The organism is Inquilinus sp. Marseille-Q2685, from assembly GCF_916619195.1.
In the GTDB taxonomy this organism is placed as follows: domain Bacteria; phylum Pseudomonadota; class Alphaproteobacteria; order DSM-16000; family Inquilinaceae; genus Inquilinus.
Map to the genome: position 1 here is coordinate 1,681,638 of NZ_CAKAKL010000002.1, position 21,703 is coordinate 1,703,340.

Annotated in this window: 17 protein-coding genes; 13 read left to right on the forward strand and 4 right to left on the reverse strand. The window is 67.9% G+C overall.

Annotation, left to right across the window (positions count from 1 at the left end):
- Positions 1-5 precede the first annotated feature (5 nt).
- The 9 genes from LG391_RS16975 (at position 6) to LG391_RS17015 (ending at position 9,793) form a co-directional block, all read left to right on the forward strand.
- Positions 6-1,613 (forward strand): putative porin, encoded by a 1,608-nt coding sequence (locus LG391_RS16975; protein ID WP_225769183.1) that lies wholly within the window; start codon positions 6-8, stop codon positions 1,611-1,613.
- 11 nt (positions 1,614-1,624) lie between these two features.
- The gene (locus tag LG391_RS16980; protein ID WP_225769184.1) at positions 1,625-2,269 is read left to right on the forward strand and encodes a hypothetical protein; all 645 of its coding nucleotides are present in this window, start codon (positions 1,625-1,627) and stop codon (positions 2,267-2,269) included.
- On the forward strand, positions 2,266-3,189 hold the full coding sequence (locus tag LG391_RS16985) for a peptidylprolyl isomerase (protein WP_225769185.1): 924 nt from the start codon (positions 2,266-2,268) through the stop codon (positions 3,187-3,189). Before LG391_RS16980 ends, LG391_RS16985 begins: the two co-directional genes overlap by 4 nt.
- A gap of 26 nt (positions 3,190-3,215) precedes the next feature.
- Entirely contained in the window at positions 3,216-3,551 is a 336-nt protein-coding gene (locus LG391_RS16990; RefSeq protein ID WP_225769186.1) for a DUF3467 domain-containing protein, read from the forward strand.
- On the forward strand, positions 3,548-4,306 hold the full coding sequence (locus LG391_RS16995; protein ID WP_225769187.1) for an ABC transporter ATP-binding protein: 759 nt from the start codon (positions 3,548-3,550) through the stop codon (positions 4,304-4,306). Before LG391_RS16990 ends, LG391_RS16995 begins: the two co-directional genes overlap by 4 nt.
- 1 nt (position 4,307) lies before the next feature.
- Positions 4,308-5,042 carry an ABC transporter permease subunit gene (locus tag LG391_RS17000; protein WP_225769188.1) on the forward strand — a complete coding sequence of 245 codons (735 nt, stop codon included), beginning with the start codon at positions 4,308-4,310 and terminating at the stop codon, positions 5,040-5,042.
- Between the two features lie 5 nt (positions 5,043-5,047).
- Positions 5,048-6,934: a Gldg family protein gene (locus LG391_RS17005; RefSeq protein WP_225769189.1), complete on the forward strand. Its 1,887-nt coding sequence runs from the start codon at positions 5,048-5,050 to the stop codon at positions 6,932-6,934.
- A gap of 247 nt (positions 6,935-7,181) precedes the next feature.
- Positions 7,182-7,988, forward strand: a complete 807-nt coding sequence (locus tag LG391_RS17010) for a calcium-binding protein (RefSeq protein WP_225769190.1) — start codon at positions 7,182-7,184, stop codon at positions 7,986-7,988.
- A 347-nt stretch (positions 7,989-8,335) separates the two neighbouring features.
- The gene (locus tag LG391_RS17015) at positions 8,336-9,793 is read left to right on the forward strand and encodes a substrate-binding domain-containing protein (protein ID WP_225769191.1); all 1,458 of its coding nucleotides are present in this window, start codon (positions 8,336-8,338) and stop codon (positions 9,791-9,793) included.
- Between the two features lie 149 nt (positions 9,794-9,942).
- On the opposite strand, the gene LG391_RS17020 is transcribed toward LG391_RS17015, so the two are convergent.
- From LG391_RS17020 to LG391_RS17035, 4 genes are read right to left on the reverse strand one after another with little or no spacing between them, the layout of a single operon-like run.
- Positions 9,943-12,651 carry a glycoside hydrolase family 2 TIM barrel-domain containing protein gene (locus LG391_RS17020; protein ID WP_225769192.1) on the reverse strand — a complete coding sequence of 903 codons (2,709 nt, stop codon included), beginning with the start codon at positions 12,649-12,651 and terminating at the stop codon, positions 9,943-9,945.
- Positions 12,652-12,708: 57 nt separating this feature from the next.
- On the reverse strand, positions 12,709-13,998 hold the full coding sequence (locus LG391_RS17025) for a sugar ABC transporter substrate-binding protein (RefSeq protein WP_225769193.1): 1,290 nt from the start codon (positions 13,996-13,998) through the stop codon (positions 12,709-12,711).
- A gap of 22 nt (positions 13,999-14,020) precedes the next feature.
- Entirely contained in the window at positions 14,021-14,866 is an 846-nt protein-coding gene (locus tag LG391_RS17030) for a carbohydrate ABC transporter permease (RefSeq protein ID WP_225769194.1), read from the reverse strand.
- Complete coding sequence (locus tag LG391_RS17035) at positions 14,866-15,792, reverse strand: carbohydrate ABC transporter permease (protein WP_225769195.1); 927 nt, start codon at positions 15,790-15,792, stop codon at positions 14,866-14,868. The genes LG391_RS17030 and LG391_RS17035 overlap by 1 nt, the downstream gene beginning before the upstream one ends.
- Positions 15,793-15,995: 203 nt before the next feature.
- On the opposite strand from LG391_RS17035, the gene dgoD reads away from it, so the two are divergent.
- From dgoD to LG391_RS17055, 4 genes are all read left to right on the forward strand, one after another.
- A complete protein-coding gene (gene dgoD, locus LG391_RS17040) occupies positions 15,996-17,168 on the forward strand; it encodes a galactonate dehydratase (protein WP_225769196.1) in 1,173 nt (390 codons plus the stop codon).
- A 1-nt stretch (position 17,169) separates the two neighbouring features.
- Entirely contained in the window at positions 17,170-17,946 is a 777-nt protein-coding gene (locus tag LG391_RS17045; RefSeq protein ID WP_225769197.1) for an SDR family oxidoreductase, read from the forward strand.
- Complete coding sequence (locus LG391_RS17050; protein ID WP_225769198.1) at positions 17,939-18,679, forward strand: FadR/GntR family transcriptional regulator; 741 nt, start codon at positions 17,939-17,941, stop codon at positions 18,677-18,679. The genes LG391_RS17045 and LG391_RS17050 overlap by 8 nt, the downstream gene beginning before the upstream one ends.
- A 386-nt stretch (positions 18,680-19,065) precedes the next feature.
- Positions 19,066-21,447, forward strand: coding sequence for a right-handed parallel beta-helix repeat-containing protein (locus tag LG391_RS17055; RefSeq protein ID WP_225769199.1), 2,382 nt, complete (start codon positions 19,066-19,068; stop codon positions 21,445-21,447).
- Positions 21,448-21,703: the final 256 nt, after the last annotated feature.

Below are 21,703 nucleotides of genomic sequence, written 5' to 3' on the forward strand. Positions count from 1 at the left end.
ATCTGATGTTCAAGCGTACCGGCCTCGCCGCCGCGATCAGCGTTCTCGCTGTCGGCACAGCCTTCGGCCAGACCCCGACCGAGCAGTCGACGACGCTGGCCCTGATCCGGCTGCTGGTGCAGGAGGGCATCCTGTCGCGCGACAAGGCGCAGTCGCTGCTGACCCAGGCCGAACAGGAGGCGCGGGCAGCGGAGGCGAACCGCGCGGCCAGCGGCCAGGCGGTGCCGCCCGGCACCCCGCCGGGCACGGTGCGGGTGCCCTATGTGCCCGAGGTGGTGCGCAACCAGATCCGCGACGACGTCAAGAAGGAGGTGCTGGCCCAGGCCAAGACCGAGCGCTGGGGCGACCCCGGCACGCTGCCGGCCTGGCTCGACCGGGTGAAGCTGTACGGCGACGTCCGGGTGCGCGGCCGGGCCGACTATTACGACCCGAACAATGCCGAGTTCTTCGACTTCCAGAAGCTCAACAACGACGGCTATGGGACGCTCCTGAGCGACGCGATCCCCTATCCGCCGCTGCTGAACAACCGCGAGGACCGCTATCGCGGCCAGGTCCGCGCCCGGCTCGGCGTCGAGGCCGATCTGGGCAACGGCTTCTCCACCAATGTCCGCATCGCCACCGGCAACGACCTCGACCCGGTCTCGACCAATGCCGACATGGCGATGGCGCTGGGCAACAAGAACTTCAATCTCGACCGCGCCTATATCCAGTACGAAGGCGATGCGCTGGGCACCGGCGGCGCCCTCAAGATCGATGCCGGCCGCTTCGGCAACCCATTCTATTCGACCGACCTGGTGTGGGACGAGGACGTCAATTTCGACGGCCTTGCCGTCGGCTACCGCCAGCCGGTGCTGGACCAGCTGGACGCCTGGGGCGCGGTCGGCCTGTTCCCGCTGAAGGAGATGGCCTTCTCCTCGCGCGACCAGGTGCTGTACGGCGGCCAGCTCGGCGTCGACTGGCGCCCCTATGACGACGCCTCGCTGAAGCTCGGCGTCGCCTATTACGATTTCCAGAACGTGCTCGGCGATCCGCGCGCGATCGACGCCGACGACCATCGGCGCAATCTTTCGCTGCCGTCCTTCATGCAGAAGGGCAACAGCCTGTGGGACGTCGGCGACAAGGGCAACCCCGCCGTCGACAGCGACGACCTCGTCGCCTTCGGCCTGGCCTCGAAGTTCCAGGAGCTGAACGTCACTGCCTCGCTCGACCTCTCGATGTTCGACCCGATCCATGTCGTGCTGACCGGCGACCTTGTCGCCAACCTGGGCTACGACAAGGACAAGGTGGACGCCCGCGTCGGCGAGGCGGGCCGCCGGAGCGGCAACATGGGCTACCTCGCCCGCATCCTGGTCGGCCATCCCGAGATCCGGCACGGCAACGACTGGAACGCCAGCTTCACCTACAAGTACCTGGAGTCGGATTCGGTGGTCGATGCCTTCACCGACAGCGACTTCCACAATGGCGGCACCAACGCCAAGGGCTTCATCCTGGCCGGCAATTACGGCGTCGTCGACGACGTCTGGCTGGGACTGCGCTGGCTGAGCAGCGACGCGATCAGCGGCCCGAAGTTCTCGGTCGACACGCTGATGCTCGACATCAACGCCCGCTTCTGACGGAGGGACCGATGCTCGCGATCCGCCATCGGACGATCCCGGCTCTCTGCCTCGCCCTCCTGCTCGCCGCCCCGGCGGCGGCGCAGGAGGAGAGCGATGTCGGCCGGCTGCGCGAGGCGCTGCGCCGGGCCACGGTCGATCTGCGCACGGCCCAGAACCAGGCCACGGCGCTGCAGTCGCAGCTGAGCCAGGCGCAGCAGACCATCGCAACCCGCGATGCCGAGGCCAAGCAGCTGCGCACCCAGATCGGCCAGCTGCAGGGCCGGCTCGACGCCGCGACCGAGAAGGCGGACGGCCTGCAGGCCGAGCTCGACACCGCTGCCGCGACCCTGGAGACGACGCGCGGCGAGCTGGACCAGACCCGGCGCAGCCTCGGCCGGACCCAGGGGCAGCTGCGCGACACCGAGGGCCGGCGGGCGACGGCCCAGGCCGGGCTCGAGCAGACCTCGGGCTTCCTCAAGGCCTGCGAAGCCGCCAACGACCAGCTCTACAAGGTCGGCCGCGAGGTGCTGGCCGCCTATGACGGCAAGGATCTCGGCGATGTGCTGGCGCAGAACGAGCCGTTCACACAGCTCAAGAGCGTCGAGATGGAAAACATCATCCAGGACCTCCAGGACAAGCTGACCGACGCCCGCTACCGGAAGCCGGCGAAATGAGGCGCGTGCCGGTGCTTCTCGCGCTGCTTGCGCTCGGCGCCGCGCCGGCGGCGGCGCAGCAGCCGCCGGCCGAGCCGGTGGCCCGCATGGGCGCGATCGGCCTGTCGCCGGCCGAGGTCGAGGCCTTCCTGCGCGGCCTCGATCCGCAGGTGCTGGCCCAGGCGGCGACCAGCCGCGAGGCGCTGGACGGGCTGATCCGGGCCGAGCTGACGCGCCGGGCGGTGGTCGCCGAGGCGGCCAAGGCCGGCTGGGCCGACCGGCCGGAGGTCGCGGCCCGGATCGAACAGGCGCGGCAGCAGGTGATCGTCGACACCTGGCTCGCCGCCAGATCCGAGCCGCCGGCCGGCGACCCGCCGGACGCCGATCTGCGCAGGATCTACGACGACAACACCGCCCGCTTCGTCGCGCCGGCGGAGATGCATCTGGCGCAGATCTTCCTGCCGGTGCCCCCCGGCGCCTCGGAGGCCGAGGCCAAGGCGGCGGAGGACCGGATCGGCGAGCTGCGCCGTCGCGCCCGGGCCCGGGGCGCCGATTTCGCCGCGCTGGCACGGCAGGCCTCGCAGCACAAGGACAGCGCCGACAAGGGCGGCGACATGGGCTGGCTGTCGGAGGACGCCCTGATCCCCGAGATCCGCGAGGCGGTGGCCGGGCTGGAGAAGGGCGCCGTCAGCACGCCGATCCGCAGCCAGGCCGGCTGGCACCTGATCCGGCTGGTCGACCGCAAGGCGTCGCGGGTGCAGGGCTTCGACGAGGTCCGGCCGCTGCTGGTCCAGGCGCTGCGCCGGCAGCAGGCGGCGGATCTGCGGCGCCAGTACATCGAAGGCCTGGTCGGCGCCGCCCCGCCGGCGATCAACGAGATCGCGGTGACGGAGATCCTGTCCCGGCTGGCGCCGGCGGCCCCCGCCGCCCCGTCCCAGTGACCCGAGCAGAACCGATGGAGACGAGCATGACCACGCAGCAGACCGGCGCGGCGAACGGAGCCGGGGAGCGCTTCTCCCCCGACACCCGCTACTTCTCGCTGTTCCACCTGACCGCCAATGCGGCGGAAGCGCAGCTGCTGGTCGGCCGTGCCCGCATCGTCGTCGGATCCGGCCCGTCGCCCTCGGCCGAGCCGATGGCCACGGAATGGCTGGTCAGCCTGGCGATGAGCCCGGTGACGATGAAGGACCTGGCGCGCAAGCTGGCCGAGACCGTGGCGTCGTATGAGCGGACCTTCGGGCCGATCGCCGATATTCCGGGCGAGGCTGCCGCCCCGGCCGCGGCGGAGAGGGGCCGGGTGTGATCCGCGCCGACCGCCTGCATCGCCGCTTCGGATCCGTGATCGCGGTGGCCGACGTCTCGCTCGAGATCGGGCGCGGCGAGGTGGTCGGCCTGCTCGGTCCGAATGGCGCCGGCAAGTCGACGCTGCTGCGCATGCTGGCCGGATATCTCGAGCCGGATGCCGGCACCGCGTCGCTCGACGGGATCGATGTCCGGCGGCGCCCGATCGCGGCACGGCGGCGGCTCGGCTACCTGCCGGAGGGGGCGCCGCTGTATCCCGAGATGACGCCGTCCGGCCTGCTCGGCTTCGTCGCCGGCGTGCACGGGCTGGCCGGGCGGGCCCGGCGCGCGGCGGTGGTGGCGGCGGCCGAGCGGGTCGAGCTCGGGCCCGTGCTGCGCCGGCCGATCGAGCCCCTGTCCAGGGGCTCCCGGCGGCGCCCCGCCCGGGCCGCGGCGCTGCGGCCGGCCCCGCCGATCCTGATCCTGGATGAGCCGACCGACGGGCTCGACCCCAACCAGAAGCAGCAGATGCACGACACCATCCGCGAGATGGGCCGCGACAAGGCGATCCTGGTCTCGACCCATGTCCTGGAGGAGGTCGAGGCGATGTGCGGCCGCGCCGTGATCCTGGCCGCCGGCCGGATCCGCGCCGACGACACCCCGGCCGCCCTGGCCAGGCGCTCTCCCGACGGCCGGCTGGCCGGGCTGTTCCGGACCTTGACCCTGCCGGGCGCCCAGCCCCTGCCGGACGTGCCGCGCCCGGCGGAGGCGGCCTGAGATGCGCGCCGGCCTCGCCCTGTTCCGGCGCGAGCTGGCGGGCTATTTCGCCACGCCGAACGCCGCCGTCTTCGTCGTCGTCTTCCTGGTCCTGGCCGGGGCGCTGCCGATCTATGCCGGCGACTTCTTCGGCCGCGGCGAGGCCGACCTGGACCCGTTCTTCGCCTTCCTGCCCTGGCTGTCCCTGCTGCTGGCCCCCGCCATCGCCATGCGGCTGTGGGCGGAAGAGGCACGCACCGGCCCGGTCGAGCTGCTGTTGACCTTGCCGATCGGACCCGGCGCCGCCGTGCTGGCCAAGTTCCTGGCCGGCTGGGCGGTGATGGCCCTGGCCCTGGCCCTGACCTTCCCGATGTGGCTGACCGTCGCCTGGCTGGGCGACCCGGACCACCGGGTGATCGCCGCCGGCTACGCCGGCAGCCTGCTGGTCGCCGGCCTGTATCTCGCCGTCGCCTCCGCCGCCAGCGCCGTGACCCGCAACCAGGTGGTGGCCTTCATCCTCGGCGTCGCCCTGTGCCTCCTCGTCACCATCCCGGGCGCGCCGGCGCTGGCCGGGCTGCTGGGTGACCGGCTGCCGGCCGGGATCGCCGACGCGGTAGCGGTGTTCGGCGTGCTGCCGCATGTCCGGCCGATCGCGCGCGGAATCATCGACCTGCGCGACCTGATCTTCTTCGCCACCGTCACCGCCTTCTTCCTCTTCGCGGCGTCAGTGGCGCTCGGCCTGCGGCGGGCGGGGTGACGGCGATGCGGCAACCGCTCCGGCACCGCCTGACCGGACTCGCCGCCCTGGCCCTCGCACTCGCGGCCACGGTCGGCGTCAATCTCTGGGCCGATGGCGCCCTGCGCGGGCACCGCCTCGACCTCAGCGAGGATCGCCGCCACGCCCTCGACGCCGCCACCCACGCGGTGCTCGAGGGCTTGAGCCAACCGGTGACGCTGCGGCTGGTGGTGTCCGACCAGCTCGCCGCCGCGTCCCCCGCTTTGGCCGGATACGCCCGCCGGGTCGAGGCGCGGCTGGAGGACTATGCCGCCGCCGCCGGCGACCGGCTGACGCTGCGGCGCGAGATCCCGGAGCCGTTCAGCGACGCCGAGGACCGCGCCGTTGCCGACGGGCTGCTGGGCCTGCCGCTGACCAAGGGCGGCGACCCGATCTATTTCGGCCTGGTCGGCAGCAGCGCCGCCGACCGGGTGGCGATCCCCTTCCTGCGGCCGGAGGAGGAGCCGACGCTGGACCTGCAGCTGACCCGCATGATCGCGCGGCTGGCCTCGCCGGACCGGCGCCAGGTGGCGGTGGTCAGCACCCTGCCGCTGGGCGGCGCGCTGGCCTTCGGCGGCCGGGTGCTGCCGGCCTTCACCGCCTATCGCGACATGCAGAAGGATTTCGACGTCAAGCCGATCGCGATCAACGATCTGGCGGCCAAGGGCACGGCGGCCCTGGACCCCGCGACGATCGACGTGCTGCTGCTGGTGCATCCGCGCGACCTGCCGCCGGCCGCGCAATATGCGATCGACCAGTTCCTGATGGCTGGCGGCCACGCCCTGGTGCTGGTCGATCCGCTGTCCGAGGCAGCGGCGGAGCGGCTGCCGGAGCAGGCGGCGCGCGGCGCCTCCTTCTCCGCCCTCGGCGCGTTCGGGCCAAGCTGGGGATTGGGGCTCGACATCGGCCGGGTCGCCGGCGACCGGGCCCTGGCCTCCAGCATCACCATCCGGCGCGACGACGGCCGGCCGCTGAAGCTGCAGCACCTGGTCTGGCTGACCCTGGCCGAGCAGAACCGCGACGCCGCAGACCCGGCCTTCGCCGGGCTGGGCCCGATCACGGTCGGCACCGCGGGCATCCTGCGGCCGCTGATGGGCGCGACCACGCGCTTCTCGCCGCTGCTGTTCACCAGCGACCACGGCACGCCGGTGGATGTCGGCGAGATCGTGCCGCGCACCGATCCGCAAGCGCTGTGGGCTGCCCACCCGTCCGGCAACGAGCGGCTGGTGCTGGCGGCGCGGGTCGGCGGTCATGCCCGCAGCGCCTTCGCCGACCAGCTGCCGGACGGCGTCGCCGTCGAAGGCGCCCCGCCGCCGGGGCGGAAGCTGGAAACCGACGCGCTGAATCTCGTGGTGATCGCCGACACCGACATCCTCGACGACCGCTTCTGGATCGCCCGCGGCCAGCCCGGGCAGCCGGCCCGGGCTTTCGCCGCCAATGGCGACTTCCTGCTGGCGCTGCTGGAGGAGCTGTCCGGGACGCAGGACCTGTCGGCCCTGCGCAACCGGGCCGCCGGCGCGCGGCCTTTCACCCGGATCGCCGAGATCGGCCGTGCCGCGGCGGCGCGGCTGCAGGACAGCGAGGCGGCACTGACCGAGCGGCTGACCCGGTTCCAGCGCGACATGGCTGCGGCGCAGAGCACCGAGGGCGGCGCCGAACCGTCGCGCCAGGCGATCGAGGATCTGCGCGCCAAGGTGGTCGGCACTCGGCAGGAGCTGCGCGAGGTCCGGCAGGCGCTGCGCGCCGATGTCGAGACGATCGAGAGAGCCTTGGTCTGGCTCAATGTCGCAGCCGTCCCGGCCGCAATCCTTCTTCTCACCTTCATGATCATGGCCATCCGACCATTCCGAAGGAGGCTTCGCATGTCAACCTAAGATATAATATTGACTCTTGATTATCTTGAGACTCGCGAATCAACATTCACGAGAATCATTATCTTTTGGATATATTTCAAATACAATTTGATTTATTCACAACAGAGTCTCATGATTGCAATAGTATTTCTGTAATATCCCCGACATCCGCTTGGCATTCTAGGGCGGACATCAGCGGCTGCCGCACTTCGCCAAGGCGCCGGGGCCGCTTCCGCACGGATCGTGCGAACCTTGATAGGGGGAAGACATGAGCCAGATCACGGGAACCGCGAATGATGATTTCCTGTTCGGCACCGCGGGTGACGACGTCATCAAGGGCCTCGGAGGCCACGACGCTCTCGACGGCGGCGCCGGCAACGACCTGCTGAATGGCGGCGACGGCGACGACTCGCTCTATGGCGGCGACGGCAACGATGCCCTGACCGGTGGCGCCGGTGCCGACACCATCGATACCGGTGCCGGAACCAATGTGGCCGATGGCGGCGCGGGCGACGATCTGATCGGCGGCGGCGAGGGCAGCGATGTCCTGCATGGCGGCGACGGCAACGATTCGATCACCGCCAACAGCGGCGATGACGTCGTGCTCGGGGGCGCCGGCCATGACCTGATCTCCGGCGATGAGGGCAGCGACGTGCTCGTCGGCGGCAGCGGCGACGACATCATCGACGGCGGCGATGGCAATGATGTCCTCACCGGCGGCGCCGGATACGATACCTTGACGGGCAACACCGGCGCCGACGCCTTCGTCTTCGCCGGGGTTTCTGAGAGCACGCCGGCGCTGGCCGACATCGTGGCCGACTTCAGCGCGGCCGATCACGACGTCATCAACCTGTCGGCAATCGACGCCAAGAGCACGGCCTGCGGCAACCAAGCCTTCAGCTTCATCGGCACCGACACCTTCTCGGGCAAGGCCGGGCAGCTGCGGATCGAGCAGGTCGACGCCGCGACCGCCCTGGTCCAGGGCGATGTGAACGGCGACAAGATCGCGGATTTCGCGATCGAGGTGCATGGGACCGAGTCACTGACGCTGACCGCCAGCGACTTCGTCCTCTAACGCATCATCGAACCGTCGAAGCGGGAGCACGGTTGCTCCGGTTTCCGCTTCGACGGGTTATCGGATAACCTCAAATATAGAATCAATATTTATCCCAAATTATTTCCATATTGAAGTTCACGAATATTAAACGAATCAATAATCGATTCATCAGAAAGATCTGCAATCATAGTTACGGAAGAGGGGAGAAAGTCTATCCTGGCACGACCCACTTTTGTTTCTTCCAGAACGGAGGAATTCGGAAGGGGGAATGGGTCTGGTCAGGCTTCGTCCCTTTCCCCGTGCAAATGACCGCCGCGACGGCGGTCATCGCCTCGACTCATCCTCATGTCAGGAAGGAGACGACCTTGTCCATCCGTCTGAAGTCCTGCAGCCTCCTCGCGCTCGCCGCGGGCAGCATGCTGTTTGCCGCCCCGGCCTCGGCCGAGACCCTCTATGCCGGCGGCGCGACCCTGCCCTTCGGCGTGTATCGCTCCTGGTTCGACTGCTTCGGCACCGTGCTGAACTCCGCGCAGCATCCGCGCGACGCGCTGTGCACCGCCGCGGCCGGCTTCCCGGTCGACAGCTCGGCGACCATCGCCTATGCCCCGGTGGGCAGCGGCGGCGGCATCACGGCCCTGATCAACCAGCAGTCGCCGAACGCGCAGCCGAGCAGCACTCCGTACGAGAACGCCACCATCGTCTACAACGAGGGCACCAACGGCTACGGCACCGGCCCCAATTTCTGGGACTTCTCGGGCAGCGACGCGACGCTGAACAGCACCCAGATCAGCGCCTATAACAGCGCGGCCGGCGCGGCCCGCGGCCCGGCGATCCAGATCCCGACCGTCGGCACCTCGGTCACGATCCCGGTCAACGTCACCGGCCTCAACATCGCCCGCTCGACCCCGGCCGGCGGCACCAGCGGCCTCTACCTGTCGCGCCGGGCCCTGTGCGGCATCTTCACCGGCACGATCACCAACTGGAACGACCCGATCCTCACCTACGACAACAACAACACCCAACTGCACGCGAACCTGCCGATCCGGGTCGTCCGTCGCTCAGACTCCAGCGGCACCACCTTCCTGTTCACGCGCCATCTGAATCAGGTCTGCGGCACCAACGCCAACCCGATCGCAGACGGCAACAATCACCCGTCCAACCCGGGCAATCTCGCCCCCTGGAACCTCGGCGCCGGCACCACCGTGGCCTGGCCGGCCAGCTTCCTGTCGGCCGCCGGCAGCGAGGGCGTCGCCAGCACCGTCGCCAGCACGACGGGCGCCATCGGCTATGTCAGCCCGGACTTCACCCGGCAGGTCTCCACGCCGGAGGTCTCGCCGGCGCCGGTCGTGGCCAACCTGCAGAACCAGACCAACTGGGCCGCTCGCGTGAGCGACACCACCCCGACCCCCGGCGAGCACACCCCGATCGCGCCGTCGATCACCAATGTCGGGGCCGCGACCAACACCTTCGCGGGCACGACCACCCAGACGGCTGCCGCCTGGAGCGCCGCGCTCGACACCGCGGCGCTGCGCAACCCGGCCGGCGCGTCGGTCTATCCGATCATCGGCTTCACGATGCTCGACCTGTACACCTGCTACTTCCCGGCGGCCGAGGCCACCACGATCAAGAACTTCATCTCCTGGATCACCGGCAACCACGCCACCGCCCCGCTCTCCGTCGCCACCCAGATCGCGAACAACGCCGGCTTCACGATGCCGAGTTCGACGGCGCGGAGCCGGGTCTGGGCCTGGGTCAACAGCGCGACGGCCGGCGTCCGGACTGGTCCGATCTCCGGCACCTGCACCATCAGCTCCGGTACCTGATACGTCATTCCGAGGGCCGGGGCCGGATCCGATCCGGCCCCGGTACGTCCGGCCCGTCTCCCGTCAATGGAGACGGGCCTCTCTTTTTCAGCTGTTGTCCACCTGCACGGCCATCGCCTCGCTCCCGGCCTGCACGATCCGCAGCGTCGTCAGCGCGCTCTCAGGGCTGCCGACCAATCCAGCACCGTTTCCCGATCCAGGGAGGCAGGCTGCCGCCTGTCCTGGTTGCCGGCGAGATGACGGGCCAGGGCCTTCCGGAACGCCGAGGCGACCGGGCGCCGGTCGAGGCCGCTTGCAAGGTCGATCCCGCTCATGACCAGCCGGCCGCGCCCGATCCGGCATTCGGCGAGAAGCGCGAGGTCCCGGTTCGAGTTCCAGTCGTCGATGACGCGGACGATCGGCGACAGGCCGAGCCCGCCGAGATCGAGCGCCGCGCGGCCATGAACGAGCTCCCACCAATGCCAATCGGACGCGCGGTCGCTGGGGAACGCCTGGAAGATCGGATGGTCCTGGTCGATCAGGAGGCCGAGCGTGTGCGGCGGCTGGCGGCGGGTCCAGAGCGTGTTCCAGAAGACGGTCGTGAAGCCGAGGATGCTGTCCTGCCGGATCGCCTCCGGATCGGGCGACCAGACGATGGTTTCCCCGTCCTCGATCCGGCGCAGGACCGCCTCGTCCAGATCCGGCACGATCTCGAGCGGCGCCGCATCCCCGGCCTCCTCGAGGACCCAGTAGCCCCAGCGGTTGCGGTATCCGGTCCCGGCAAGCTCGAGCAGGAGCTCGTAGCGGTTCTGGGCCAGGCCGCCGGTTTCGATCACGAGATCGCCGATCCGATGGAGATCGCCCGTCGCGAGATTTCGAGCCCGGATCTCACCCTGGCCGGCGACCTTGCCGGAGGCGTCGGTCAGCGACCAGCGCAGCACGGCGTCCCCGATGTCCGCCGGTCCGAACTGCGCGATCTCGACAGCCGCCCTGATCGGCTCGCCCCGCGTCACGACGAAGCGCTCGCTCCTGACCAGCGGCACGACGGGGGCGCAGAACTCGCGGAACGCCTCGGGCGAGACATAGGGCTTCTCGTCCCAGAAGGCGTCGACGACGCCGATCAGCGCCGTGCCCTGGCCGGGGAAATCCTGCAGGCCGAGCAATTGGATGCCGGCGAAATCCCTGGTCCGGAGCGCGCTCTCGATATCCTCCTTGTAGAGCTTCGTCTGCAGGCTGCCGCTCGCCATCAGGAACTCCCCGGCGAGGTCGAGCATGCCCTTCCCGGCGAGGTCGTCCCGGACCCGGATGAAATTCCGCGCCTCGACGACGCCCCGGTATTTCCCGATCTCATCGAGGTTCGGGAAGACGCACCACTGGCCCATCTCATGCGTCACCAGCGGCATGTCGACCGCGTCGCGATAGGCGCTCCAGTCGGTCATCGTCTCCAGCGCATGCGCGTTGAGCCGCCCGGCGAGCCCCTCGCCCCAGCGCTGCGATCGCGGCTCCGGCTTCGAGGCATAGTCGGCTTCGGCGATCGTCGGCCAGCCGGAACAGCCGGTGTAGAGCCGGCGCGGATCGGCCTCGGTCCAGTGGGCGACCCAGCGCGACAGGAAGGCGTGCAGCCCCGGCCCGTGCGGCTCGTTGCCGACCGCCATCATCACGAAGGACGGGTGGTTGCCGTAGGCGCGGACGATCCGTTCGGATTCTTCATGGATGAAGCGGTCGAGATTGGGGTCGGAGCCGAGCACGGCCCAGACCGGCGTCTCGACATGGAGCAGCACGCCCATCTCGTCCGCCGCGACGAAGGCCGCTTCCGGCGGGCAGTAGGAGTGGAAGCGCACATGGTTGAGGCCGTAGGCCTTCACGGTCGAATAGACCTTGCGCCAGCCGTCGACGTCGCAGGGCGGATAGCCGGTGAGCGGGAAGATGCAGCAATCGAGCGTGCCGCGCAGGAAGACCGCCCGGCCGTTCAGGCGCAGGCGTCGTCCATCGCGGGTGAAGGAGCGGATGCCGAAGCCCGTCCCGTGCCGGTCGATCGGGACGCCGTTGCGCGACCACTCGACATCCAGCCGGTGCACGACCGGCGAGAACTCGTCCCAAAGACCCGCCGTCTCCGGCAGATCGACATGAATCGAGACCGGCGTGAAGCCGCTGCGGACCGTGACCGGTCGCTCGATGACGAGCGGCTCCGCGATGCCGGCGAGCCGGAACCGCAGGACCAGCCGGTCCTCGGCCTCGCCGGCCCAGAAGGTCGGGTGATGGATGTCGGCGTCGAACCCGTCGAGCTCGATGTCGATCCGGGCCCGGCGCGTCGGGGCATGGATGGCGACGCAGCCGATCGCACCGGCCGAGGCCTCGATCCGCAGCGAGCCGACGACGCCGTTCCAGTTGGTCTGGGTGTGATCCGTGTTGGAATGGGCGACATCCTCGACGCCGGTATGCCGGATCGCCTCGCCGACGGCCTCGACACGCTCATTGTCGATCATCAGAACCAGGCGATGCGGGCCGGCCGCGAGCTTGCCGAGCAGGAAGCGGTGCTCCGTCGACAGGCTGCGGTCGCGGCCGATCTTCACGCTGTCGAGCCAGACCGTCACCTCGCCATGCGGCCGCTCCAGCACGAGCTGGTGGTAGAGCCCCTCCGCCCCTGCCGCAACCTCGAAGGACCGGCCGTACCAGGCGCGGCCGACATAGGGGTGGCGGCGCGAGAGATGCGCCATGGTGCTGTCCGGATTGGCCGGCGCCTTCCGCGCCTCGTCGACGCTGCCGGGAAGCGCGATGGTGTCGTCGAGGTCGCGTCCGGACCAAGCCTCCTTCAGGCCGCGGTGATCGGGATCGAGCGCGAAGGACCAGGTCCCGGCGAGGGATGTCTCGAACAGCATTGTCACTCCGGATGATCATGACAGAGAAGCCGGGGCGCGGGCACGAAATGCCCGGCTTCACATCTTGGCTTTGATCTCGGCCTCTGCCTGCGCGAGCGCCGCGTCGACCGGCTTGCCGCTCGTCACCACGGCGTTCACCGCCGTCTCCACCGCCAGATAGGCGATGGAATCGAGCGGGTTGGTGGTCTGCGGCACCATCTCGGCCTGGACCTTGGCGAAGATCTCGTTGGTGTTCTGGCCCGCGTAATAAGGGTCCTGGAAATTGATCCAGGACGCCCTCCCGGCCGCCGTATAGGCCGGATACAGATCGCCGTTCTCATATTGCAGCTTCAGGCTGGTGTCGTTCATGGCGATCCATTTGACGAGCGCCCAGGCCGCTTCCTTGTTCTCGCTCGTCTCGAGTATGCCCAGGAAGTCGCCCCCCCAGTTGAAGGCCGAGACGCCGTTCTCCGCCGCCGGCGCCGGCACGACGCCCCATTTGCCGGCGTCTCCCGGCGCATAGGCGCTCTTCAGCAGCCCGCCGAACCAGTTGCCGATGACGACGGTCGCGATCTGCCCGCGGGCGAAGGCGCCCTGCCATTCCGGCGTCCACATGGCGAAGGGCGAGATCAGCCCGGCGTCGCGCGCCTTCACCACCAGCTCGAACGCCTCCCTGAAGACGGGACCGTTCACCAGCAGATTGCCGTCCTTGTCGAAATACGAGACGCCGCGCTGCGCGATATAGGCGCGGACCAGCTCGTTACCCGTCCCCACCATCCAACGCTCGTTCGGCTTCGCGATCTTCTTGCCGGCTTCGATGAAGGCGTTCCAGTCCTTGAGCGTGCCCGCGAGCGCCTGGGGATCGCCGGGCAGGCCCGCCGCCTCGAACAGGTCGCGCCGGTAGAACAGCGCGCCCGGCCCCGTGTGCTTCGGCAGCGCGAAGATGCGGCCCGTCGCCGGATCCTCGATCTTCGACCAGGCGAAGGGCGCGAAATCGGCCTTGAGCGCGCCGGCGTTGAAGGGCGGCTTCGAGAGATCGGCGAATTGCTGCTTCCCGCTCAGCTGCGCGACGTTGTTGATCTCGACCATCGCGACATCCGGGCCGGTGCCGGCGAGCAGAGCCGAGAGCAGCTTGTTCAGGTAGACGTTCTTGCCGGACGGGAAGCCCTGGATCCGGACCTTGATGTTCGGATAGGCCTTGTTGAATTCCGGCAGCAGCGACGACAGCGTCCGGTCGTTGTGCGGCCAGGTCCAGAGGCTGACGGTGCCCGAGATCCCGGTGTTCGGCGTCTCCTGCGCCGCCGCGGCCTGCAGACTTGCGGCGAGGCCGAGCACCGCCGCCGCCATGATGGTCCAGCGTCTCTTCATGTCGGGTCCTCCCTTCGATCGGTCATGACTTCACGGCGCCGCCCGTCAGGCCGCTGATGAACTGCCGGCTCAGGAAGCCGAAGATCATGAAGACCGGCACGAGGCCGATCAGGGTGGCCAGCATCACGGCCGGAAGGTCGGCGAAATAGATCGAGTTCAGCGAGCTGAGCGCGAGCGGGACCGTGAACTTCGCCTGGTCGGTCAGGATGACGAGCGGCAGCTGGAAATCGTTCCAGGTGCTGATCAGCGTCCAGACGCCGAGCGCGGCGAGGCCGGGCCTGATGATCGGCAGCACGATCCGGAAGAAGGCCGAGAAGGCGCCGGCGCCGTCGACCTCCGATGCCTCGTACAGCTCGTGCGGCACGGTGCCGGAGATGTAGGTGTACATCCAGATCACGCCGAAGCCCGAGGCGAGGGCCGGCACGATCAGCGGCCAGAAGGTGTCGAGCCAGCCGAACCAGTTCATTTCGAGGAAGAACGGGATCAGCGCCAGCGAAGGCGGGAAGAACAGCGTCGCGAAGGCGAGCACCAGCAGCGGCCGGTGGCCTCTCGCGCGCCGATAGCGGGCGAAGCCATAGCCGGCGAGGGCGCTGACCAGGACGAGGCCGATCGTCTTCGGCACGGCGACGATCAGGCTGTTCACCAGCGGCGCCAACGGCTCGTAGACCGCCTGGATGCGGGCGAAATTCTCGAGGAGGGCATCGCCGAAGAAGACCGGCGGCGGGAACTGGAACACTTCCTCCAGCCGCCGCGTCGCCATCACCGCGGTCCAGTAGAGCGGCAGGATGAAGACCAGCGAGAACAGACCGAGTCCGATCGTGATCAGGACGTTGGCGCGCCGCTCGCGCCTGGCGAAGAAGCCGGTCATCACGCCGTCCCCGCCGTCATCCGCCCGAGCAGGCGGTGATAAAGGACCGTCAGCAGCGTGATCGCGGCGAAGATGTACCAGGAGACCGCCGCGCCGAGGCCGAAATCGAAATTGGTGAAGGCGGTCGCGTAGAGATACATGCCGAGCGTCGTCGTCGCATTGTCGGTGCCGCCCGTGCCCGCGGTGAGCACATAGGGCTCGTCGAAGATCTGCAGCCCGCCCAGGGTGGCGTTCGTGATCGAGAAGCCGAGCGTCGGCAGCATCAGCGGCGCCGTCACGCGCAGGAAGACCTGCAGCCGGCTCGCGCCGTCGATCCGCGCCGCCTCGTAAAGGTCGCGCGAGATCGACTGCAGGCCCGACAGGAAGATGAGGAAATGCCAGCCGGTCCAGCGCCAGACGACGAGGAGCACGACGAGCGGCTTGATCCATGCTTCCGAGCCGAGCCAGTCGAAGTAGAAGGGTTTGCCCGCGGCCGCGCCGATCAGCGTGTTCACGATGCCGCCATTCGACGAGAACATCACCCGGAGGATGATCGCCGAGATCGCCGGCGCGACCAGGAGCGGAAACAGGAAGACGACGCGGAAATACTGCCGGCCGATGACCACGAACTCGTTGACCAGGACGGCGAGCCCGAAGGCGAGCGCCACCGTCGCCGCCGACGAGGCGATCCAGACGACGAAGGTGTTCCAGATCGCCTGGCGGAACACCGGATCGGCGAGGGCGCGGAGATAGTTGTCGAGGCCGACGAATTCCGGCGCGCCGAAGCCGTCCCAGCGGTTGAAGCCGAGATAAAGCGAGAACAGGACCGGGAAGAGGCTGAAGACGGCGAAAATGACGAAGAAGGGCGCCACGGTCGCATAGAAGGCGCCATCCCGGCTGAACCGGCGCCCGGATGACGGAACCGCTGAGGCGCTGCCGAGCTGCATCCTCCCTGCCTCCTTTTATCGGATCGTTGCCTATTAAACATCCGATAATTGAGAAAGGGTCAAGCCCTCATGGACTTTTTGAGGTGCTGCAATCTCTGATAACGCTTCGCTTCGTACGAACTCGATCCGCTTCCGTGGTCGGCTTGACGCTCGGGCTTCTCCCATTCATAACAATAATAAATCAGACAAGAGGGAGAGACCCGGTGAAGATCACCGCCATCCGGACACGCATCGTCAATGCCGAGATGCGGAACTGGGTCTTCGTGAAGGTGGAGACCGACCAGCCCGGGCTCCACGGCTGGGGCGAGGCGACGCTCGAATGGAAGACGCGGGCGGTGGTCGGCGCGATCGACGATCTCGCGCCGCTGATCATCGGCCGCGACCCGCGCGACATCGAGCAGGCGGTGCGCGCCATGAAGAAGCAGTCCTTCTGGCGGCTCGGCGCGGTGGCGACGAGCGCGATCTCCGGGATCGAGGTTGCGCTCTGGGATATCCTCGGCAAGGAGCTCGGCGTGCCGGTCTGGCGCCTGCTCGGCGGCAAGGTGCGCGACAAGGTCGGCGTCTACACCCATCTCGGCCTCGGCGACATGCGCGCCGTCTACGAGACGCTGGAGGTCGACCCGCTGGTCGAGCGCGCCCGCGCCGTGGTCGAGAGCGGCTATCGCGCCTTCAAGGCGGTGTTCATCCCCTACACGCATTTCCACGCGCCACTGCCCGAGATCGGCAAGGTCGCGCGCCTGATGGAAGCGCTCCGCTCCGCCGTCGGGCCGGAGATCGAGATCATGGTCGACTTCCACGGCCGCCCGGCCTCGGTCGGGGCGGCGCTCGCCTATATCGACGCGCTCGCGCCGGGCCGGCCGATGTTCGTCGAGGAGCCGCTGCCGCCCGGCGACACGGCGGGGCTGACGGCCATCGCCGCCCGGACCTCCGTGCCGGTCGCGACCGGCGAGCGCCTCGTCGAGCGCGCCGAATTCACCGACCTCGTCACCAGCCGGGCGGTGAGCGTGATCCAGCCCGACATCTGCCATTGCGGCGGCCTGCTCGAGGCGAAGAAGATCGCGGCGATCGCCGATACGTTCGGGATCGGCGTCGCGCCGCACAACCCGCTGGGGCCGATCGCCGGCGTCGCGGCGTTGCATTTCGCCGTGTCGACGCCGAATCATGTCATCCAGGAGGAGATGGTCGGCGCCGTGCCCTGGTATTTCGACGTCGTGAAGGGCCCGATCCGGATGGTCGACGGCTTCTGGCAGGTGCCGGACGCGCCCGGCCTGGGGGTCGATATCGACGAAGCCGAATGCGCGCGCCATCCCTTCGCGCAGGAGGTGATCCACACACAGCACGCCGTCCTCGCCGACGGCACGATCGTGGACTGGTGAGATGGCGGATCGCCTCAAGGACAAGGTTGCGATCGTGACCGGCGCCGGCCGCGGCATCGGCGCGGCCATCGCCGAGCGCTTCGCGGCCGAGGGCGCGGCGGTGGTCATCGCCGAACGCGACGCCGGGACGGGCACGGCCATAGCGGAACGGCTTCGCGACGCCGGCCGCGACGCCCTCTTCGTCGAGACCGACGTGACCAGCGCGGCCTCGGTCGAAGCCGCCGCCCGAACGGCGCTCTCCGCCTTTGGCCGCGTCGACATCCTGGTCAACAACGCCGGCATCAACGTCTTCCACCCGCCGCACGAGACCAGCGACGAGGAATGGCGGCGCTGCTTCGCCGTCGATCTCGACGGCGTCTGGCGGATGACGAAGGCGGTTCTCCCGGCGATGCGGACGGCACGGTCGGGCGCGATCGTCAACATCGCCTCCTCCCACGCCTTCACGATCATCCCCGGCAGCTTCCCCTACCCGGTCGCGAAGCACGGGCTCCTGGGCCTCACCCGGGCCCTCGGCGTCGAATATGCGTCGGAGGGGCTGCGCGTGAACGCGATCGCGCCCGGCTACATCGAGACCCAGCTCGCGATCGACCACTGGAACAATTTTCCCGACCCGGAGGCCGAGCGCCGGCGCGTCTGCGAGCTCCATCCGCCGAAGCGGATCGGCAGGCCGGAGGAGGTCGCGATGACGGCGGTGTTTCTCGCCTCCGACGAAGCGCCCTTCATCAACGCCGCCTGCATCGTCATCGATGGCGGCCGCTCGGTGCTCTATCATGAATGAGGCCGCGCCGGTCGCCGGGGCGGGAGGACGGACGCTCTCGAAGCCCCGCATCCACGGCCAGGTGGTGCGGGCGATCGCGACCCGCATCCTGTCGGGCGAGTTCAAGCCGGGGTCGCTGCTGCCCTCCGAGACCGAGCTCTGCGACACCCTGAAGATCAGCCGGAGCGCGCTGCGCGAGGCGATCCGCGTCCTGTCCGCCAAGGGTCTCGTCCGCACGCGGCCCCGCGTCGGCACCCTGGTGCGCGATCTCGAGGATTGGAGCCTGCTCGACCCGGACATGCTGGAATGGTCGATGGCCTGCCCGCCGAGCCCGGAATTCGTCCGCAGCCTGCTCGAGGCCCGCCGGGTGATCGAGCCCGCCGCGGCCCGCTTCGCCGCAGCCCGCGCATCGGCGAAGGACGTCGCGGAGCTGGAGGCCGCCTATGAGCGCATGGAAGGGGCGATGCCGGACGACATCGCCGCCTTCAACGAGGCCGATATCGACTTCCATCGCGGCCTCCTGCGCGCGAGCCACAACCTGGTCTTCCAGCAGATGTGGACGACGATCAGCGCCGCGCTCGCCTATTCCTTCCGCATCTCGACGGGACAGGCCCGCTCCCCGGCCGACTCGCTGCCCTATCACCGCGACGTGGTCGAGCGCATCCGCCTTCGCGATCCCGAGGGCGCCCACGCCTCGATGTCCCGCCTCCTCGACATCGCCGCCATCGATCTCGCCCTCTTCATGGGCGACTGAGATCCTCGCCGGACAACCCTCAGGAAACCCGGCCCGGAGCATGGTGAGGGAGCCCTGGGCCGGGCCTGAGCGCTAAGTGTCGGGAAAGGGCGCCCACCATCAGCAGGCGCTCCACCGGAGGTTGGTGAAAGGGGCGGCAGCACCCCAACAGAATGGTACCGGCAATGCCAAGGAATAGGGCCGCCAAGCCGGTCCGCGTCCGAAATAATCTCCAAGCAACACTACCATGGATCTCGCGATCGCATGAGCAGCAAACAGAGTGTGAAATACTTTAAAGACACAATGATCGACTTTACACACATTCGGTCATTTAACGCAATGTTTATTGCGAGTGATTTTTAAAGAAGGCATCATTATACATTCCAATGTACACGAGGGATTATGGAATGCTCGAATTTGACACAAGGTCCCAAGCGGCGAGCGCTGCTATCGATCCATCGGTCCTCTTCCTTAAGCTCAATGGCTATGGGACCCCCGTTGACGGTGGAGGCGGCAAATATCGCAAGGTGGAGCCAAATCCCGGCCATGCCGGAGCGTTTCAATCACTTGATGGTGCATGGTGGGAACTGACCGAGCAGGTCATCAACCCCACAATGTTCGGCGCGGCGGGTGGCGGCACGACTGACGACACCGCTGCGCTGCTCAACTGCCTTATCTCGCCAGTCACAACAGCCGTCCAGATCCCGGCCGACAAGACCTACCTGGCTACCGAGGATATCTGTACGGCGCGGACCTTCGTCGGAGTAGCCACGAACAACAGCACGGAGATCACCGGTATCACGCGCATCACTATCGATATCCCGATCGGGTCCGTCGTCAGCTTGCTTGACGCGACCACCCGGCAACCGGTGGCCTTTGCGGACGGCAGTTATGAGGCAACGACGACGACGGGTTTCATACTCACCAGCACGCCGCCAGCGCCGCCGGTATATAAGATCACGCTCAACAAGGCTCTTCCGTTGCAGCCCTCGTATCGCGGCACGGTGGTCGCCTATGTGGTGGCTGATTATGCCCGCGGGCCGGTGAGCATCAGCGGCGGCGGCACGATCAAGCTTTCGAACGGCAAGCGCATCCGCGTGGCGACGCCGCGGACCAAGATCAGCGGCCTGACGATCGACGCCAACGACGCCGAGTTCGCCATCGCCGTCGAGCTGCCGGGCGAAGGTGCGATTATCGAAGGCAACCATTTCTACGGAGGCGTCGGGAACTACGTGTCGGTCTTCGCGCCGAACGTCACGATCAACGGCAACGTCATGGACGGCACATCGTCAGTCGGTGTCGGCACGCCGATCGCGATGGGATCCTACAATGCCTTCGGCTGCGTGGTCACCGGCAATACCATTCGAAGCTGGCGCGGCTTCGGTATCCAGACGCGGCACGCCAAGAACGTCACGATCACCGGCAACAGCCTGCATGGCGACACGTTGCTCTCGTATATCGACCCGACCGCCGCACCAAACACCGGCGATGGACCCCGCGTCGGCAACGGCTCGACCAATACGTTCACCTTCAAATTCCGAGACGGCTTCTTGCAGCCGGCTCCGTGCCCGAGGCGCGCCATCCTGGTCAATGATGTGCCATTCGCTGTGACGGGCGTGACGATCGTCGACACCAGCGGCGGGAACGAGACGGACTGGGAGGTCACATTTGCCGTGCCCCCGGCACCCGGCACGACATTGCGGATGATCGGTTGGCGTGGCCTGGAGCCGATCAACATCAACTCCGACAGCTTCAACGTCTCCGTCACCGGAAACACGATCCTGGGATCCGGGGACAGCGGCGTCGTGATCGCCGACGACGAAGCGTCGCCAATCCCGCCGGAGCGCGTCACCGTCGCGAACAACGTCATCGAGGGGTGCAAGGGCGCCGCTGTCGCGATGACCCATCATGCCAAGCAGATCTCCATCATGGGGAACACCTGCAAGGATTGGGGCTGGGGGCAGGACAGCGTGGCCGATGCCGTCTACACGGCCGGCATCGTCGCGACCGGCGACAGCGTCACGGTCATGGGGAACACGTTGGTCTCGAACCAGGGCGCCTCGGCCGGGTCGATCAAGTCAACCCGCGCCGGCATCACCTGGAATGGCTTCGCCAACGGCACTCCCAACCTGTCGCTCGACAATGACCCTGGAGACGGCGACGCCCTTCTGAAGTTTGGCGGCAACATCTTCATGGGCACCTTCCCCCTTGGGAAATACTACATCCCCAATAGCAGCTCCGACCGGCGCAAGTTCAGTGGCATCATCACCGACGCGCCAATCATGCCCTGGACATTCATTGACAGCGACGCGTCGTTTACGACCAAACCGGCCAACACATCCTTTCTGACTTATGGAGGGACTTCCGGCACTGCCTGGTCATACGATACCACCAACATCATCGGCGGAGTCGGCTCGATTGCCATTACGGGCACCGCCGGGGCCGACAGCTTCGTAAATGTCAGCCCCAACGCGGCAACAAATGCCGCGCAGGCTCTCTGGAACCAGATCCTGATCGTTGACTTCTGGGCGAAGGCAACGAGCGGGACCCTCTACTTCTCGACCTTCTCCACCATCAACGGCGCGACCAAACGGGTTCGGACGAACATCACCAGCTCGACGTGGAAACACTATACGCAGCGCATGCCGATCACCAATGCCGCTCAACGGGACTCTCTGTTCTTCCGCGTCGGGGCCAATGCGAACGTGCCCAACCCTCCAAACCCTGACACCGTGAGCGCTGGATTCTTCCAGCACATTAAATTCTCGATACAGACGATCCCGACCTGACGGGAACGGAGTTGCTGATTTTGGGGGCCTCGCATCAGCGGGGCCCCTTTGGGGCTTCGGTAGTGATGAGGTGGCTATGTCCTCGGCCTGATCGCCGCATCGATCGCCTCCTATCGGCCATGCCGACTGGGCAGGCCTCCTTCGACGCCAGCCCTTTCTCCTCGGACCAGATGATTTTCACGGGGCGGCCTACCGACCCGGAGCCGGCGGATCCATCTTGGCCGCCCCTGTCGCCACCCATCGTTCGGGCGGCGCG